The organism is Sphingomonas sp. BL2, from assembly GCF_056680015.1.
In genome coordinates, this window is sequence record NZ_CM155261.1 from 2,946,547 (window position 1) to 2,964,492 (window position 17,946).

Sequence of the window (17,946 nt, forward strand, 5' to 3'; positions counted from 1 at the left end):
TCGGGTGCGCTGGACCTCGGCACTCGCGATCTACGTCCTGTTCTGGTCGTTCTCGGTGTTCCTGGTCCTGCCGTTCGGCGTGAAGACGACTCGCGAGGTCGGGGGCGAACACGTCCCCGGCCAGGCCGAAAGCGCGCCGCACGAGTTTCGGTCTGGGCGGACGGCGTGGCGGGTGACGGTGGTCGCGACGGTGTTGTTCGTGTTGTTCCAGCTGAATTATTCGTACGGGTGGATCACGCCGCAGAGCGTCGACCTGTTCGACCGTGGGAACATGGTCACGCGCTGAGTGGCGGCTTCACGATCCTCCCCCGCAAGGGGGAGGTGGCACCGAAGGTGACGGAGGGGGAGGGCACGGAACAGAGGTTTCCCTAACCTCCCCCTCCGTCTGGCAAGTGCCAGCCACCTCCCCCTCGCGGGGGGAGGATCGTTACCCCGGCGACGCGGCGGAGCCTGCCAGCAAGCCGCCATCGATATTGATCTCCGTTCCCGTAATATATGTCGCCTCGTCTGACGCGAGCATCGCGGCTACCGTGGCCACCTCGTCTGGCATTCCGAACCGCTTCAACGGCGTATCCGTCACCAAGGCCGCCATCCGCGCCTCGCGGTCCGCCCCGGTTCCAAGCATCGGCTCCCAGATCGGTGTCAGGATCGCCGCAGGATGCACCGAGTTGCAGCGAATCTTCCACCCCTGTTGCGCGCAATATAGCGCCACCGTCTTGCTGTGGTTGCGGATCGCCGCCTTTGAGGAAGCATAGGCCGCGGCGAGGGGGATGCCGACCAGCCCGGACCGCGACGAGATGTTGATGATCGAGCCCGTGCCCGCTGCTTTCATCGCACCGATCGCATAGCGGCAGCCGAGGAACGTGCCGTCAAGGTTGACCGCATGAACCGCGCGCCAGTCCGAAAGGCTTGCATGTTCCGGGTCGTGCGCGATCATGCCGTGCTCGAAACCCGTTACGCCCGCATTGTTCACGAGCACGTCGACCACCGGAACGATCTCCGCCAGGCGCTGCCAATCCGCCTCTTCGCGGACGTCGAGCCTTTCGAACCGGCAGCCTATCGCCGCCGCAGTCTCGGCGCCGGCGGCTTCGTCGACGTCGGTTAGGATGACGATGGCGCCTTCGTCATGGAAGCGCTCGGCGATCGCGCGGCCGATGCCACGTGCTCCGCCGGTGACGACGCAGATCTTGGTGTTCAGTCTGGGCATGTAAGCCTCGAAATATGAGTCCGGTCGGCGGACTGCTCCGCTGGCGATGGCCGCGTTAGCGGTGACGCTGAATCATTCCGGGAGCTCCTTCGACGTGCGGTTCAGCGCAGACGCTCGATCGCCTGCGCGAGCGCTACGTATAGCTTGCCCATGTCCGACGACAACAGTGTCACCCCGAGCGGCGAGCCGTCGCGTTGCGTCAGGATCGTGCGGAGCATCGCCTCGAAATCGTGGATGTAGCGGTTGACCATCTCGCGGAAGGTCTCGTCCTCGTCATAGAGGCCGGCGATCTCGCGGACTTCGCTGGCGTCCAGGATACGGACCGCGCGACGTGTGAACACGCCGCGGTCGCCCTTGAGATACGCGCCCCACGCGCTGTCAGAGATTTCGGGCGCGATCGCCTTGGTAATGTCGATCGAGGCTGAGTTGAGCGATTCGATCAGCAGAGAGACCCGGCGCGCGAAGGTATCCTGGTCGGCGTCTTCGCGCTCTGTGCGGGCTTCCTGGAGCCGCGTTTCGACGATCGCGGTCTGGTCGACGATCGCCTGGACTTCGCGCGCGAGGCGTTCGGTCGCGCCGGTCGCCGCGTCGACCGCGGCGCCGGTGGCGTCGGTGAGCGCCTTGACCTGGCGTTCCACGGTGTCGTTGGTCGCGCGGCGCATCGCGTCGGCGCTGGCGGCTTCGAGTGCGGCTGCGGCTTCGGGGATGACCTTCGACAGCGTCTCGCGCGCCTTGTCGGCGGCGACGGCAGCGGTCTCGCGGACGCGGTGGAGCGCCTCGATCAACTGCGGCGCGGCGTCTTCGGCGAAATGCTGCGTGCGACCGATCGCCTCGTCGACCATGTGACCGAGCGCATCGGCCTTCGCGCGGCCGGTGTTGAGCGTGTTGAGCAGGTCGGTCGAGAGCGTGTCGAGCACATGGCGCTGTTCGCCGATAACCCCGGCGATCGCCTCGATCGCGTCGTGCGTGCTCTCCGCAGCGGTGACGAGCGCGAGCAGTTCGGGTCGCGCCGAGACGACGATGCTCTTGCTGGCCAGCACCTGCGTATCGAGGCGGCCGAGTGCCTCGGGCATCGTCTCGTCGATTTCGCGCGCGGCAGAGTCGAGTGCGACGAGCAGCGTCTCGGTTGTCGCGATCGTCCGGTGCGCCATGTCGTCGCCGGCCCGCAGCGCTTCGGTCATCGCGTCGGCAGAGCCGCCGAGCGCGCTGATCGATACCGCGAGATCCTGCGTGCGCTCGGTGCCGTGGCGATGGAGCAGTTCGATCCGGGATTCGACTTCGCCGAGTCCGGTGTGGAGATCATCGACGATCCGGTCGCCGGCGCTGCGTTGCAGGTCGAGGCGGATCGCGACGCGTTCGATCGCGTCCTCCACGCTGGCGATCCGCTTGGCGAGCGCTTCGGCGCTGTCGCGGGCGGCGCTGTCGAGTGCGGCCTGGTTCGCGCCGACCATTGCCAGCATCGCGTCACCCTGCGCGGCGATGCCGCGGCGTGACAGGTCTACTGCGTCTGCGGTGCGGTTGAGCAGTGCGTCGACGGCCGCGGACATGCCGTCGGTGACCGAGTCGAGATGCGCGCCGGCGGTCTGGCTGGTCGCCTCCATCCGGACGATGTGCGCGGCGAGACGCTGTGCGGCGCCGCTGGCCATTGCGTCGGCGTCGCGGCCGCGTTCGGCTAGCGCGACGATCTGCGCGTCGAGGGCGGCGGCATGTTCGCTCGCAGACAGGCCGGTACGTTCGAGGCGTTTGGCAACGTCGTCGATCTCTGCCTGCGCGCGGGGGAGGGTGGCGATCAGTACGCCGAGGCTGGTCTGCGCGCCGGCAGTCGAGGTGGCGAGGTTGCGCGCGTGCGCCGCGGCCTGGTCGATTTCGGAGACCATGCCGCGACCGATCGCCGCGAGTTGCTCGGTCGCGCCACCGCCCATCGCCATCAACGCGTTCAATTGTTCGGCGAGGTGCTGGCGGTTGGCGTCGATCGTGTTCGACAGGGCGGCGACGGTCCGTTCGAGGCTGGCGGCCTCGTCGCGCATCGCCTGCGCGGTGATGCCGAACCGGTGCGCCTCGCTACGGCTGGTCCGCATCGCAAGCAGCCAGACGATGCCGATCAGCGCGGGGACGACGCAGAGCGCGGCGATGAACTGGACCAAGGCAACCGGCTCGATCGTCGCGAGCGAACCGCGCGCGAGCCACAGCATCCCCGCCAGCCACACGACCACGACGGCAACCGCGATACCCACGTAAAGGCGTCCGCGGTCGGGCGCAGGCTCTTGATAAGCCTCATCAAAACTGGATTCTGTGACGGTGTCGGACATGTTTTCTATCACCGGATCCATCACGATATCCGCGCGAATGGGATGGGCATTGCCTGCCGACGCGCGAAACCCGATCATTGACGAACCCCCGTTCATGAACTGCGGAAGTATCATGAATTGCGGCGGTACAAAACGGATGATGCGATCTTCGCGCGTTCATCCGTCCGGTAAGCAGGGCGGCACGGCGTACGGTCCGATGACCATAAGGTCGGCGACCCTTGATCGACGGAACGCGCGAGAATTTGAGTATCGATCGGGGTGCGGTTTCGCGCCTGCAACGCCGAACCGAGCCTTGGCGCAGGGCAGTTCGGCCGAACGCGGGCTTTGCAGGACGGCGCGTACCGCCTAACAGCCTGCGATGCTTGCCGGCCTATTATTTGCAATTCATGACGCCGACGATCGCCCCGATCGTCTTGCTGCGACCTTGCCCTTCAGCGGCGTGACGTTGATCGAGTACCAGGCGCGGTTGCTGATCGCCGCCGGCGTTTCGCAGATCATCATCGTGGTCGCGCGCATGACCCCCGAGTTGCTCGGGGCGATCAACCGCATCGGACGACGCGGCGTGAGCGTCGATACGGTACGATCCGCGATGGAAGCGGGCGAAAAACTTCACCCGCTGGCGCCGGTGCTGATGCTCGGCGACGGACTCGTCACCACCGATGCGATCGTCAAGGCGATGGCGGTCGAAGAGGGCGACTGCCTGCTCGTCGTCCCCGAGAGCGACGCAGGGCCGGGGTTCGAGCGTGTCGGTGGGCAGATGGCTTGGGCCGGCGTTGCCCGGCTGAGTTCGAGCCGGATCGCCGAAGTCGCGGGCCTGCCGCAGGATTACGATCTCCAGTCATCACTCCTGCGCTTCGCAGTGCAATCGCGCGCGACACACGTGCTGCTGCCGACCGACGCGGTGCGCGGTGGGCATGGGATCGAGCGTCAGGCGCGGACGCTGGAAGAGCGCGGGCGCGCGGTACTGATGACGATCGTGTCGGGACGGCGGGGCTGGTTCGACCGCTTCGTTCTCGCACCGATCGCGCGGCTGGCATTGCCGCTGCTGGTCGATCGTGGTGCGGCGGGCACGACGGTTGGAGCCGCCGGCGCGGCGCTGGGCGTGGCCGGATTGGTGACGATCGGCTTCGGGCTGCCGTCGATCGGCCTGGTCCTGTCGCTCGTAGGATGCATTGCCCTGGCACTCGGCTCGGTGCTGAGCGGACTGCGCGACGATGCGCCGATGGCCAGTGGGCAGACCCTCGCAATCGGCGGCGTGGCTGCGGCATCGATCCTGGTCTTCGCGTTCTTCGTCAGCGGCTATGCGGCGAACAACACCGCATTGGCGATCGGTACCGCGCTCGTCGCGATCGGCGCGCTGGCCGAACGCGCCATACTCGAGCGCGAACGGCAGATGTGGTGGGGAAGTCCGGCAGCCTATCTGATGATCGTCGCGCTGTTCGCGATCCTGGGGTTCCCGGTGTTCGGGCTCGGCCTGACCGCGGTGTATGCCACCGCGACGCTGGCCGTCGTCATCGAGCGTCTTCGCCGAACGCCTTAGGCGGACCTTAACGTCCGGAGGCTAAGCACGGGATCATGTCGGTCGGTCCAGACCCAGTGCGTGACGTCGTGTCGCCCTATGATCCCGTTGCGCGAGCGGAGGATGCACGCCTGCGCGCGGACGCGCGGCTGACCGGAACGATCGCAGATTTCTTTCTCGACGCCGACGCACGGCTCGACGACCGGACGCGGCTGATGCTCGCGCAAGTGCTCGGCGCGATCGTCGGGGCGATCGAATGGGACATCCGCCGACATGCCGCACGACTGCTCGCGGGCGGTGGCGCGACGCAGGCCGGCGAGGCGATGTTGAAGGCCGGGGCGGGGGGCGTTCTCGATCGTCTCACGCGTGCGGGGCTGCTCCGCGATGAAGAATTGATGGACGAACTGATCGCGCGCGTGCGGCATGACCTGATCGCCGCGTCGTTGCCGGTCGAGGTCGCCGAACCCGACGAAGCGAGCTTGCTGGTACGGCTGGCGGGGGTGCCGGACAGCGTGGTGGCGTCGGCGGCGTCTGCATTGCTGGCTGCGGAAAGCCGGCGGCGGGTGGCGAACGAGCAGGGATCGGTCGGCGGCAGCGAGTTGCCCGCCGAACTGCATCATCGGCTGGTCTGGTGGGTGGCGGCGGCTGTCCGCGATGGCTTGAAGTCCGTCACGCGCGAAAGCGACCGGGCGATCACCGATGCGGCACAGCGTAGTCTCGCCGCGCATGACGAGGGCGAGCGGCCCGATGCGGTGGCGACGCGGCTCGCCGGTGCGCTCGATGCGCGACCGAACGAATTGCCTGCGGTGCTGGTCGAGTCGATCGGCGACCGGCGGCTGTCGTTGTTCGTCGCAGTGCTGGCGCATGCGATCGGCATCGCGTTCGATCAGGCTCGGGCGATCACGCTCGATCCGGAGGGCGATCGGCTGTGGCTGGCGTTGCGCGCGATCGATCTCGATCGGCCGACGATCGCGCGGATCGGGCTGGCGCTGTCGGAGGCCGATCCGCGGCGGGATATCGAGGCGTTTGCGGATGCGCTCGACGCGATCGTGTCGGTGGGGGTCGAGGATGCGCGCGCGTCGCTCGCCCCACTGGCGTTGAACCGCGATTTTCGGATGGCGTTGCGCGCGCTGGCGCGTACGGATCGGCGATGAGCGTGTTCGACCCTTCGATTGAAAGCCCGATTGCGCACGCGATCGTCGCGCCCGACGGCTCGCTGTTGTTTGCGGACCCGGCGCTGGTTGCGCTCAACCAGCGGGCGGGCGGGATGCGCGGTGCGCCACTCGCGGTGCCGCAGCTTGCGACGATCGCCCGGCTGGCGCGTCGGCTCGGGATCGTCGTGTCGCGCGGCGTGGTCGTTGCGGACGACGAAACGGATGTAGATCTTTGGGTGCGGGCTCAACCGGATGGCGAGAACGTACGGCTGACGGTGAGTGGCTGGCGCGAGATCGCGGCGTGGCGGCCGGCGCGACCGTCGCCGGATGCTCAGGACGATTTCCATGGCAGCGATACGGATTGGCGGTGGGAGACGGATTCCGCGCTCCGCCTGACGTTCGTTACGCTCGATGCAGGGCCTAAGCACGGGTTCGACGCCTTCGCGCTGCTCGGCCAACCGCTGACGGCGATGTTTTCGCTGGACGCCGGTGCGGATGGGGCTTTGCCGATCCTCGATTCTCTCGCCCGGCGACGCCCGATGACGGCGCAGCCCGCGCGGCTGCGGAGTTCCGGACGCGCGGTGACGTTGACGGCCAATGTTCGACACGATGCGGCGGGCGACTTTGCCGGGTTCGTTGGCGCTGCACGCATGGTGGTAGAAGACGCGCCGCCCCCTGCCGCGTCGACGGAAACGCTGTCGCCGACCTTTACGAGCGGACTCGACAAGGCGTTGCGGGTTCCTCTCGCGCGTATCGTCGCGAACGCAGACAGCATCAATGCGCAGGCGGATGGTCCGGTGCAGGGCGATTATGCGGATTACGCCGCGGATATCGCCAGTGCGGGGCGGCATCTGCTCGAACTTGTCGATGATCTCGTCGACCTCCAGGCGGTCGAGCGGCCCGATTTTGCGCTGGTGCCCGAGCCCATCGACCTCGCCGATGTGGCGCGACGGGCGGTTGGGCTGTTGTCGGTGCGCGCCGCGAACGCGGGCGTCACGATCACACGCCCGGCGCTGGACGTGCGCGTTCCGGCGTTCGGCGATTTCCGTCGCGTGTTGCAGGTTCTGGTCAATCTCGTCGGCAACGCGGTGCGCTACTCGCCACGCGGTGCGCAGGTGATCGTCACCGTGACGCGCACGCAGACCCACGCGGTAGTCGTGGTCGCGGACAAGGGCAAGGGCGTCGCGCCCGAGGATCAGGTCCGGATTTTCGAGAAGTTCGAGCGGGTCGACCAATCGGAGGCCGGCGGCAACGGGCTCGGCCTGTACATCGCACGGCGTCTCGCGCGGGCGATGCAGGGAAATCTAACAATCGAGAGCGCGCCCGGCGAAGGCGCGCGGTTCGTCTTGACGTTACCGGCGGATCCGGCGCGCCAGTAATATCAGCGCGAGGCCGAACGCGGCGAGGAATGCGCCGCGATCCGCCCATGGCCGCTGGTCGAGCATGAAGCTCGACTGCGGCCAATGGACGTATCCCAGCCCCTGACCGATCCAGAGCAGACCCATCAGCGCGCACAGCACGCCGACGACCATCAGGATCGGCCGGAGCGTCTTCATCAGCGTGACGCCATCGGGACGTAGTCACGCGCGGTCGGGCCGCTGTAGAGCTGGCGCGGACGGCCAATCTTCTGGTCGGGATCGGTGATCATCTCGTTCCACTGCGCGACCCAGCCGACCGTGCGGGCGAGCGCGAAGAGGACGGTGAACATCGAGGTCGGGAAGCCGATCGCCGACAGGATCACGCCCGAGTAGAAATCGACGTTCGGGAAGAGCTTCTTCTCGATGAAGTACGGATCGCTGAGCGCGAGACGCTCGAGCTCGATCGCGACGTCGAACACGGGGTCGGTGACGCCCAGCTCGCCGAGCACTTCCTTGACGGTCGTCTGCATGACGGCCGCGCGCGGATCGTAGTTCTTGTAGACGCGGTGGCCGAAGCCCATCAGGCGGAACGGATCGTTCTTGTCCTTGGCGCGAGCGATGTACTCGGGGATGCGGTCGACGGTGCCGATCTCGTGCAGCATGTTGAGCGCGGCTTCGTTGGCGCCGCCATGCGCGGGGCCCCACAGGCAGGCGATGCCGGCCGCGATGCACGCGAACGGGTTGGCGCCCGACGATCCGGCGAGACGAACGGTCGAGGTCGACGCGTTCTGCTCGTGATCGGCGTGGAGGATGAAGATGCGGTCCATCGCCTTTTCGACGATCGGGTTCACGACGTACTTCTCGGCCGGGACGCCGAACGTCATCTTAAGGAAATTGCCGGTGTAGCTCAGCGTGTTGTCCGGATAGACGAACGGCTGGCCGACGCTGTACTTGTACGCCATCGCGGCGATCGTCGGCATCTTGGCGATCAGGCGGTGCGACGCGATGACGCGCTGTGCCGGATCGTGGATGTCGGTCGAATCGTGATAGAAGGCCGAGAGCGCGCCAACGACGCCGCACAGGATCGCCATCGGATGCGCGTCGCGGCGGAAGCCACGGAAGAACTGCGCGAGCTGCTCGTGCACCATCGTGTGGCGCGTGATCGTGTTTGAAAAGTTCGCCAGCTCGTCTTCGCTCGGCAGTTCGCCGTTCAGGAGCAGGTACGCCACCTCCATGAAGTTCGACTGCTCGGCCAGCTCGCCGATCGTGTAGCCGCGGTGCAGCAGCGTGCCCGCGTCACCATCGATGTAGGTCAGCTTCGACTGGCACGACGCCGTCGAGGTGAAGCCCGGATCATAGGTGAAATTGTCCGTCTGCGCGTACAGCTTGCGGATATCGATGACATCGGGTCCGACCGTACCGGACATCACCGGATACTCGAAATCCTTGCCGTCGACCTTGAGGGTTGCGGTCTCGCTCATGCTTGTATCCTTCCTCGAAATCTTATCAGCTAGCCATCCGGTCGGCGATCCGTCCCAGGCTCTCCTCGCGCCCGAGCAGGTCGAGCACATCGAAGATCCCCGGCGACGTCTTGCGTCCCGTCAGCGCGGCGCGAAGCGGCTGTGCAACCTGGCCGAGCTTGACGCCCCGCGCTTCGGCCACGCGCCGTACCGCGCCTTCGAGCGCTTCCGTATCCCACTCCGCGAGCGCGTCAAGTTCGGCATGAACATTGACCAAAATCGAACTCGCTTCACCCTGCAAAAGGCTCGCCGCGGCGTCATCCATCGCCAAAGGACGCTGACTGAACAGGAAATTCGACCCTTCGGCCAACTCGTTCAGGTTTGCGGCACGCGGCTTCAGGACGGGCATTGCCCGAGTCAGAAGATCGAGTCCGCCGGTCGGCAGGTCGTGGCCGAGACGGTCGGCGGCGAGCTGCGCGAGGCGCGCGTCGTCGGCTTCGCGGATATAATGGCCGTTGAGGTTCTCGAGCTTCTTCAGGTCGAAGCGCGACGGCGACTTGCCGACGCCCGACAGGTCGAACCATTCGACCGCCTGCTCGCGACTGATGATCTCGTCGTCGCCGTGACCCCAGCCGAGCCGGAGTAGGTAATTGTCGAACGCCTCGGGAAGAATTCCCATCTCGTCGCGGTAGGCCTCGATGCCCACCGCGCCGTGACGCTTCGACAGCTTGGCGCCGTCGGGGCCGTGGATCAGCGGGATGTGCGCGTAGGTCGGCTCGGGCCAGCCCATCGCGTGGTAGATCGGCAGCTGGCGGAACGCGTTGTTGAGGTGATCGTCGCCGCGGATGACGTGCGTGACGCCCATGTCGTGATCGTCGACGACGACCGCGAGCATGTAGGTCGGCGTGCCGTCGGAGCGGAGCAGGACGAGGTCGTCGATCTCTTCGTTCTTGACCGTGACCGATCCTTGCACGCGGTCCTCGATCGTGACGGCACCTTCCTGCGGCGCGCGCAGGCGGACGACGTGGGGGAGGTTCGGCGCTTCGCTCTCGGGGCGGTCGCGCCAAGGGCTGCGGATGCGCAGCGGCTTCTTCGCGGCCTGTGCCTCGGCGCGCATCGCGGCGATCTCGTCGTTGGTCATGTAGCAGCGATAGGCGTGGCCGTTCGCGACCATCTCGTGCGCGACCTGCGCGTGGCGCTCGGCACCGGCAAACTGCATGACGACGTCGCCGTCCCAGTCGAGCCCGAGCCAGCGCATCCCGTCGATGATCGCGTCGATCGCCGGCTGGGTCGAGCGGACCCGGTCGGTATCCTCGATCCGCAGCAGGAATTTACCCCCGTTTGCTTTCGCGAACAGCCAGTTGAACAACGCGGTGCGCGCGCCGCCGAGATGCAGGAACCCCGTCGGCGACGGAGCGAAACGGGTAACCACGGGTGCGGCCGAATTGGCGGTGCCCGTATCAGATATTGCGCCCAACCGCGGGTGCTCCCAGACTGATGAAACGATGGAGAAACGATGGCCATGACAGCCGTCGCCGCCCCTAGCATGCGTCCTTGGCGGCGACAAATGGGCGTGCCGCGATGGGGGGCTGTCGTCGGGCTGGCTGTGGAACGCTGGCTCGAGGCGGAGCGCGACCAGTTGGTGTTGTGGCTGCCGGTGATGCTGGGTGGCGGGATCGCGCTGTGGTTCGCGTTGCCTGATCCGGCGGCATGGTGCGTGGCGATATTGGTGTTGGTCGCGGGTGGGCTGGCGTGTCTGGCAGTGGGGCATGGCGGGCGTGCGGCGCGGTCGCTGGCGATCGGGTTGCTGACGGCGGCGCTGGGGCTGGGGTTGATCTGGGCGCGATCGGAGTTGGTGGCGCGACCGGTGCTGGGTGGACCGACGATCGCGAGCTTCTCCGCGAGGGTGGAGGCGATCGAGCCACTGGTCGCGCGGAAGCTGGTCCGGCTGACGCTGCTGCCGATCGGGAAGGGCGCCGAAACCGACGGGCAACCGGTCGCCCTGCCATACCGCGTCCGGGTTAATCTGGCGGAAGCGGATGCACCCAAGCTGCTGGGAACGGGAGCGGTCGTGCATCTACGGGCGCGGCTGATGCCGCCGCCGCTGCCCGCGGTGCCGGGCGCCTATGATTTCGCTCGGGTCGCGTGGTTCGGCGAGATCGGTGCGACGGGACGCGGCTTCGCACCGGTGGTCGTGACGACGCCGAGCGAGTCGGGTGCCGGCATCCGCGTCGCGCTGTCGCATCACATCGTATCGCGACTGGAGGGGAGTGCCGGCGGTATCGCCGCAGCGCTCGCAACCGGCGACGTCGGCGCGATCAGCGAGGAGGATTCGGAGGCGATGCGCCGCGCCGGGCTCGCGCATCTGCTGTCGGTGAGCGGGTTGCATATTACGGCGGCGGTAGCCGCGACGATGCTGATCGTGCTGCGGCTGCTGGCGCTGAGCCCGTGGCTGGCGTTGCACGCGCGCTTGCCTTTGATCGCTGCGTTGGCGGGAGCAGCGGCAGCGATCGGCTATACGCTGCTGACGGGCAGCCAAGTCCCGACGATCCGGTCGTGCGTCGCCGCGCTGCTCGTGTTGGCGGCGCTGGCGATGGGGCGCGAGGCGATGACCTTGCGCCTCGTCGCGGCGGGCGCGGCGTGCGTCATGCTCGTGCTGCCCGAATCGGCGGCGGGGCCGAGCTTTCAACTCTCGTTCGCGGCAATCACTGCGATAATGGCGCTGCACGAGCATCCGGTGATCCGCGCGTTTTTCGGTCCGCATGAGGAGGGGCGAGCGCACCGCCTCGCCCGCGGCATAGCATCGCTGTTGCTCACCGGCCTGCTCGTCGAGTTCGCGCTCATGCCGATCGCGGTCTATCATTTCCACAAGGCCGGGCTTTACGGCGCGTTCGCCAACATCGTCGCCATTCCCTTGACGACCTTCGTCGTTATGCCGCTGGAAGCTTTGGCGTTGCTGCTCGATGCGGGCGGGCTCGGGGCGCCGATATGGTGGCTGGTGCAGCGCTCGCTCGATGCTCTGCTGTGGCTTGCGCATATCGTTGCCAGCGCGCCAGGCTCGGTGCGGTCCTTGCCCGCGATGCCGACGGCGGCGTTCGCGCTGATGATCGTCGGGGGAATATGGATCGCCTTGTGGCGAACGCGGTGGCGACGGCTCGGGCTGGTCCCGCTGGTGATCGGCACGGTCTGGGCGCTGACGACGCCGGCCCCGGACGTTCTCGTGACCGGTGACGGGCGCCATGTCGCGGTGCGAACGGCGGCGGGGCTCGCGATGCTGCGCGACCGAGCGGGCGACTACACGCGCGACATGCTGGCCGAGAATGGCGGGGTGGATGGCGAGCCGCTGCTGCTGGCGGACCAACCCGATGCGCGGTGCAGTCGCGATCTTTGCGTCACAGATATTGCTGCGCGGGGACAGATGTGGCGCATCCTGGCGACCCGCAGCGCCTATATGGTTCCGATTGCTGAGTTCATTACCGCCTGTCACGGCGCCGATGTCGTCGTCAGCGAACGCGGTCTGCCGAAACCGTGTGTACCACGGTGGCTGAAACTGGATCGTCGTGTACTCCGGCGTACGGGCGGCGTCGCGCTGACCTTAGGTAGCGGGACAGTCGTGACGATCCTGAACGCAGGCGATCGCCACCCCTGGCGCGATCCGCCTCTCCTCGAACGCACCGCGTACGCGTTCAGGCCGCGCCATGACCGGTTTCACGGTGCTGTGCCGGCGTTTCGCGCCAGCCGAGTCCGTCAAAGTAGAAATGTTCACGCGAAGGCGCAAAGGCGCGAAGGTGATGCGACTCGGGAGACCTTTATACCTCCATGAACGATAAGCCGACGTTGGTTTTCGGCGGTCCGCGAAGGCCGGTAGGCGCTGATCCAGGCACCATATCTTCGCGCCTTTGCGCCTTCGCGTGAACAAAATCTTCCGTCGTCGCATACGGTCACAGCAAGAAGAACTGGTGCACGCCGAGACGCGGAGGCGCGGAGAAGGTTTTTGTATGACGGGGTGGCTCAGGCTGGGGACTGTTTAGTCTTCCTTCCGAAGACGTTTGGAGGTGCTTCGTTTTCCCTAAGCGCAACAGCTCCGCGTCTCCACGTGAACCAATTCTTCGGCCGCGCTGGAGATTGAGGACGAGATGTTCGCGCAGAGGCGCAGAGGCGCAGAGATTGGGCATTCGAGTTGAGAGCGCGACTATGCATCGAAGCGTTAGAGGGGCTTTCGGACGCTTGGGGGCTGGTTGGGGGTGTCGAAAAACTAGCCGCTTTTCGACACGCCCAGTGCATCTAGCTTAACTTGCCCAACAGATCCCGTCGCTGTTGTCGGGCGGAGAAGCGACTTAGCTAAGGGGCTAGGCTGTCGCTTTTCCTGAGCAACCAAAAACCGAGACCGGGCTGCGTCGCGATGACGCAGCCCGGTCTCGGCAACTCAGTCGTAGCGGCGGAGGATGCCGGAGAGTTTGCCTTGGACGCGAACTTGGGCGGGGGCATAGCGTTGAGGGTCGTAGGCTCGGTTTGCCGGGTCGAGGCGGACCATGGCGCCTTCGCGACGGAAGTATTTTAGAGTGGCTTCGCTGTCTTCGATCAGGGCTACGACGATCTCGCCGTCGCGGGCAGTTTCGGTGCGGCGGATCAGGGCGTAGTCGCCGTCGAGGATGCCGGCTTCGACCATCGAGTCGCCCGAAACTTCGAGGGCGTAGTGTTCGCCGGTGCCGAGGAGTGCGGCGGGGACAGCCAGCATAGTGCTGCCTTCGAACGCCTCGATCGGGACGCCGGCGGCGATGCGGCCGTGGAGCGGGATTTCGACGACGTCGTTCGCTGGTTGCGGCGTCGCGGCCGCTGGGGCGGCCTTGACGTTCGATGGCTTGGTCGGCGTCTTCTTTTCCGCACGCTCGGGCATGCGCAGCACTTCGAGCGCGCGCGCGCGGTTCGGCAGGCGGCGGATGAAGTTGCGCTCCTCGAGCGCGCTGATCAGACGGTGGACGCCCGACTTCGACTTGAGGTCGAGTGCGTCCTTCATCTCTTCGAACGACGGCGAGACGCCGGTATCGTTGAGGCGATCGTTGATGAAGCAGACGAGTTCGTGCTGCTTGCGCGTGAGCATGGCGGTTCTCCGTCCGGAACAGACTGGGAACTTCTATGGAACATAATTAACCGCGTCAAGCGCTCGCTTCACGCGATCACGAGGATTTCCGCCGATTCGCCTGTCTTTGCTAAGGGTGCGTTGCCGGGGCGGACGATCAGGCAGGTCGAGCGGGCGAGCGTGAGCAGCATCGAACTGTCCTGGATCGTCGAGGCATAGGCTTTGCCGTCGCGCAGTTCGGCGCGGAGATAGTCGGTGCGGGCGTTGTTGGCGGGCAGGTCTTCGCCGAGGAGGGCGTGGGTCGACTGGGGCAACGGGTCGCGGGCGCCGGCCATGTGCGCGACGACGGGTTTGACGAACAACGTCGCGGTGACGAACGCGGAGACCGGGTTGCCGGGGAGGCCGAGCACCATCATCTCGCCGATCCGGCCGGCCATCATCGGCTTGCCGGGGCGCAGCGCGATCCGCCAGAATTCGATGGTGCCGCCGGCGGCTTCGATCGCCGGGCGGACGAGGTCGTGGTCGCCGACCGACGCGCCGCCGGTGGTGACGAGCAGGTCTGCCTGAACGCTGGCGAAGGCTTCGCGGAGTATGTCGAGATTGTCGGGCAGGATGCCGAGATCGACGACGTCGACGGGCATGTCGGCGAGCATCGCGGCGAGCATGATGCCGTTCGATTCGGGGAGCGCGACGCCGTCGGTGGTCGAACCGGGGGGGACGAGTTCGTCGCCGGTGGCGGCGACGGCGACGCGGACGCGGCGATTGACGGTGAGGCTGCCGTGGCCGCCGGTTGCGGCGACGGCGATGCGTGCGGGGCTGAGGCGGTCGCCGGCGGCGATGAGGCGGGTGCCGGTGGAGAAGTCGAGGCCCTTGCGGCGGGTGTTGCGGCCGACCGTGGGCGGGCCTTCGCCGGCTAGGATCAGGGTCGCGCCGTCTCGCTCGGCTTCTTCCTGGACCATGACGGTGTCGGCGCCGTCGGGCATGGCGGCGCCGGTGAAGATGCGGGTGGCCTCGTTGGAGGCGACGTGGCCTGCGAAGGGGCGGCCGGCGGCGCTTTCGCCGATGACTTTCCAGGGGCCGGGGAGGTCTTCGAAGCGGATCGCGTAGCCGTCCATGGCCGAGAGATCCGCGGCGGGTTGCGTCCGGCGGGCGAGGATGTCCTCGGCGGCCCAGCGGCCGGCGGCTTCGCGTAACGTCACGGTCTCGCTAGCGACGCGGGGGGCCATGGCGAAGAGGCGGTTCTGGGCTTCGGCGACGGGGACTAGGGTCATGCTTTTGGCTCTGATATTACGTGGTTTTCCTGCTGGAAGTGCAGGAAGTTCACACGCTGGGAGACTCTTGGCGGGAGCGGATCTGGGGTTCAGGTTTGGAACGGTCTCGTCCGGTAGAAGGTCCGGCGGGAGGGGGTGAGTTTTGGCGTGGCTGGCGCTTTGCCATGGGTTTGGGATGTAGGACAGGTGTTGTTGGGGCTGCGGCAGGACGATCCGTTGCTCTCTGCGCTGCTTGATATCGAACGTTTGCGACATCCTTCTTGTTCTCCCGCGAAGGCGGGAGCCCAGACTGGGTCCCCGCCTTCGCGGGGAAACATGGGTTTGGCGGACGTCGCGCTTCGTTACTGCGAACTTCCCAATTGGGCCCCGGCCTTCGCCGGGGTGGTGGTTGGGGGGCTGCCCTCTTCCGAGCCGACGAGGGGACGCGGGTGATCGCCTGTCGCCTTCCCAAAGCGCTCGGCCAGCGGGGGTTCATCCGAAGCAGGGCTTTGTTTGGGAGAAAGAGGCACCAGATCAGTATGATGACACGTAATCAGCCTCGGGCGAGAGACAGGATCGGGGCGGCGGTGGGTGCTGCCCTGTTGCCGGGGGTGCTGGGCTATGCGCTGCTCAACGGGCTGGTGGTGCCGATGCCGGCGGCGGTGAGCGATGCGTTGAAGGTGTTCGATGCGGCGCCGCCGTCACCACCACCGCCTGAGGAGAAGGTTAGGCCTCGGCCGTCGCCTAGCCGCAAGCCGGAGGGGGCTGCGTCGCCGCCTAATTTGAAGTCGAAGGCTACGGAGGTGGTGGCGCCGCCGCCGGTGGTACCGATCGTCGTGCCACCGCCGGTCGTGGTCGCGGAGAAGGCTGGGGTGGGGGCGCAGGCGACGGCTGGCGCTTCGGATGTTCGCGGACCGGGGACCGGGAGTGGGGGGATTGGTAATGGCACCGGCAGCGGTGGGTATGGCGATGGTGACGGTGGGGGTGGAGAGGAGACGCCGCCGCGGTGGCGTAAGGGGCGGTTGAAGGATTCGGACTATCCGCGCGAGGCGGCCGAGACGGGGATTCGGGGTCGGGTTTCGGTGCGGTATCTGGTGCAGACCGATGGGCGGGTTTCGCGGTGCCGGGTGACTCGGTCGAGCGGGAGCCGGGAGCTGGATACGCTTACGTGTCGGTTGATAGAGGAGCGGTTTCGGTATGATCCTTCGCTCGATGCGGCGGGGCGGCCGGTGGAGTCTACGATCGTCGAGGATCATGAATGGGCTATTGGCGGGGATTGAGTTCAGCTGAGCGCGTTCTGCTTGGCCTGCCCTCACCCTCGACGCCTTTGGCGTCTTTCCCTCTCCCCTTTGGGGAGAGGGTTTTGTTTTAGGCGGTCCAGTTGCCGGATTTGCCGCCGGACTTTGCGCGGACGCGGATGTCGGTGAGGACCATCGTCTTGTCGATCGCCTTGGCCATGTCGTAGATCGTCAGGAGCGTTACCGTGGCAGCCGTCAGGGCTTCCATTTCGACGCCGGTCCTGCCTTCGGTCGAGGCGGTGGCGGTCGCGGTTACGCCGGTTTCGTCCACTACGAGTTCGATCTCAACCTTCGTCAGCGGGAGCGGGTGGCAGAGGGGGATGAGGTCGCTGGTGCGCTTGGCGGCCATGATGCCGGCAACCCGCGCGACTGCCAGGACGTCGCCCTTTTTCGCGGTGCCGGCGCCGATCGCCGCGGCGGCTTCGGCGGACATGGTGATGCGGCCGGAGGCGATGGCTTCGCGGGCGGTGACCGCCTTGCCGCCGACGTCGACCATTCTTGCCGCGCCGGCTTCGTCGATGTGGGTCAGGCCGGTCATCCGATGAGCGCCTGGGTGGCGGCTTCGACGTCGTCCTGGCGCATGAGCGCTTCGCCGATCAGGAAGCAGTGGATGTCGTGTTCGGCCATCGCGTCGAGTTCAGCGCGGGTCGTGAGCCCGCTCTCGGCGACGAAGGTGCAGTCCTTGGGCGCCTTGCCGACGAGGTCGTAGGTGCGCTGGAAATCGACCGAGAAGTCGCGCAGGTCGCGGTTGTTGACGCCGATCAGGCGCGACTTGAGCCTCAGCGCGCGCTCCATCTCGTGCGCGTCGTGGACCTCGACCAGCACGTCCATGCCGCATTCGAGCGCGGAGGCCTCGATCTCGGCCATCTGGATGTCGTCGAGCGCTGCGACGATGATCAGGATGCAGTCGGCGCCGATCGCGCGCGCCTCGGTCGACTGCCATGGGTCGACCATGAAGTCTTTCCGCAGGACGGGGATCGAGACGGCGTCGCGCGCCGCGGTCAGATACGCGTCGGAGCCCTGGAACCACTTTTCGTCGGTCAGCACCGACAGGCACGCGGCGCCCCCGGCTTCGTAGGCGCGGGCGTGGGCGACGGGATCGAAGTCGGCGCGGATAAGGCCCTTCGACGGGCTGGCTTTCTTGACCTCGGCGACCAGCGCATAGCCGGTCTTGGCGTCGAGCGCGGCGCGGAAGCCGCGGGGCTTCGACATGCGGGCAATACCGGCGTCGATATCGGCGAGCGAGGTCGTGGCCTTGCGCGCGGCGACTTCGGCGCGCTTGGTCTCGAGGATACGGTCGAGCATGGTCAT

Annotated in this window: 15 protein-coding genes; 6 read left to right on the forward strand and 9 right to left on the reverse strand. The window is 66.8% G+C overall.

The annotated features are described in order from the left end of the window. Positions 1-4 precede the first annotated feature (4 nt). A complete protein-coding gene (locus AC1ME3_RS13825; protein ID WP_093397299.1) occupies positions 5-286 on the forward strand; it encodes a DUF1467 family protein in 282 nt (93 codons plus the stop codon). 141 nt (positions 287-427) lie between these two features. Here the strand turns inward: AC1ME3_RS13825 and AC1ME3_RS13830 are convergent, their stop codons facing one another. Both AC1ME3_RS13830 and AC1ME3_RS13835 read right to left on the reverse strand, forming a co-directional pair. After that, positions 428-1,207: an SDR family oxidoreductase gene (locus AC1ME3_RS13830; protein ID WP_480953588.1), complete on the reverse strand. Its 780-nt coding sequence runs from the start codon at positions 1,205-1,207 to the stop codon at positions 428-430. Positions 1,208-1,308: 101 nt separating this feature from the next. After that, a complete protein-coding gene (locus tag AC1ME3_RS13835; protein ID WP_480953589.1) occupies positions 1,309-3,441 on the reverse strand; it encodes a coiled-coil domain-containing protein in 2,133 nt (710 codons plus the stop codon). A 514-nt stretch (positions 3,442-3,955) separates the two neighbouring features. On the opposite strand from AC1ME3_RS13835, the gene AC1ME3_RS13840 reads away from it, so the two are divergent. From AC1ME3_RS13840 to AC1ME3_RS13850, 3 genes are read left to right on the forward strand one after another with little or no spacing between them, the layout of a single operon-like run. Next, the gene (locus tag AC1ME3_RS13840; protein ID WP_480953590.1) at positions 3,956-5,056 is read left to right on the forward strand and encodes a hypothetical protein; all 1,101 of its coding nucleotides are present in this window, start codon (positions 3,956-3,958) and stop codon (positions 5,054-5,056) included. Between the two features lie 35 nt (positions 5,057-5,091). Further along, positions 5,092-6,189: a DUF2336 domain-containing protein gene (locus AC1ME3_RS13845; RefSeq protein ID WP_480953591.1), complete on the forward strand. Its 1,098-nt coding sequence runs from the start codon at positions 5,092-5,094 to the stop codon at positions 6,187-6,189. Further along, a complete protein-coding gene (locus tag AC1ME3_RS13850) occupies positions 6,186-7,568 on the forward strand; it encodes a sensor histidine kinase (protein WP_480953592.1) in 1,383 nt (460 codons plus the stop codon). Before AC1ME3_RS13845 ends, AC1ME3_RS13850 begins: the two co-directional genes overlap by 4 nt. On the opposite strand, the gene AC1ME3_RS13855 is transcribed toward AC1ME3_RS13850, so the two are convergent. Genes AC1ME3_RS13855 through gltX form a run of 3 tightly spaced genes read right to left on the reverse strand, consistent with a single transcriptional unit; the run spans position 7,542 to position 10,484 of the window. Continuing rightward, complete coding sequence (locus AC1ME3_RS13855) at positions 7,542-7,745, reverse strand: hypothetical protein (RefSeq protein WP_480953593.1); 204 nt, start codon at positions 7,743-7,745, stop codon at positions 7,542-7,544. The two genes, AC1ME3_RS13850 and AC1ME3_RS13855, sit on opposite strands and share 27 nt — an antisense overlap. Next, on the reverse strand, positions 7,745-9,028 hold the full coding sequence (locus tag AC1ME3_RS13860; protein WP_056048581.1) for a citrate synthase: 1,284 nt from the start codon (positions 9,026-9,028) through the stop codon (positions 7,745-7,747). The genes AC1ME3_RS13855 and AC1ME3_RS13860 overlap by 1 nt, the downstream gene beginning before the upstream one ends. Positions 9,029-9,053: 25 nt before the next feature. After that, positions 9,054-10,484 (reverse strand): glutamate--tRNA ligase, encoded by a 1,431-nt coding sequence (gltX, locus tag AC1ME3_RS13865; RefSeq protein ID WP_480953594.1) that lies wholly within the window; start codon positions 10,482-10,484, stop codon positions 9,054-9,056. 90 nt (positions 10,485-10,574) lie between these two features. On the opposite strand from gltX, the gene AC1ME3_RS13870 reads away from it, so the two are divergent. Next, positions 10,575-12,830, forward strand: coding sequence for a ComEC/Rec2 family competence protein (locus AC1ME3_RS13870; RefSeq protein ID WP_480955839.1), 2,256 nt, complete (start codon positions 10,575-10,577; stop codon positions 12,828-12,830). A 603-nt stretch (positions 12,831-13,433) separates the two neighbouring features. Here AC1ME3_RS13870 and lexA read toward each other — a convergent pair. Together lexA and AC1ME3_RS13880 are read right to left on the reverse strand one after the other, a co-directional pair. Further along, positions 13,434-14,108, reverse strand: a complete 675-nt coding sequence (gene lexA / locus AC1ME3_RS13875; protein ID WP_480953595.1) for a transcriptional repressor LexA — start codon at positions 14,106-14,108, stop codon at positions 13,434-13,436. A gap of 68 nt (positions 14,109-14,176) precedes the next feature. Next, complete coding sequence (locus tag AC1ME3_RS13880) at positions 14,177-15,358, reverse strand: molybdopterin molybdotransferase MoeA (protein ID WP_480953596.1); 1,182 nt, start codon at positions 15,356-15,358, stop codon at positions 14,177-14,179. A gap of 566 nt (positions 15,359-15,924) precedes the next feature. Here AC1ME3_RS13880 and AC1ME3_RS13885 point away from each other — a divergent pair. Continuing rightward, complete coding sequence (locus tag AC1ME3_RS13885) at positions 15,925-16,617, forward strand: energy transducer TonB (RefSeq protein ID WP_480953597.1); 693 nt, start codon at positions 15,925-15,927, stop codon at positions 16,615-16,617. Between the two features lie 88 nt (positions 16,618-16,705). Here the strand turns inward: AC1ME3_RS13885 and moaC are convergent, their stop codons facing one another. Then, complete coding sequence (gene moaC / locus AC1ME3_RS13890) at positions 16,706-17,173, reverse strand: cyclic pyranopterin monophosphate synthase MoaC (protein ID WP_480953598.1); 468 nt, start codon at positions 17,171-17,173, stop codon at positions 16,706-16,708. Then, a complete protein-coding gene (gene trpC, locus AC1ME3_RS13895; RefSeq protein WP_480953599.1) occupies positions 17,170-17,946 on the reverse strand; it encodes an indole-3-glycerol phosphate synthase TrpC in 777 nt (258 codons plus the stop codon). Before trpC ends, moaC begins: the two co-directional genes overlap by 4 nt.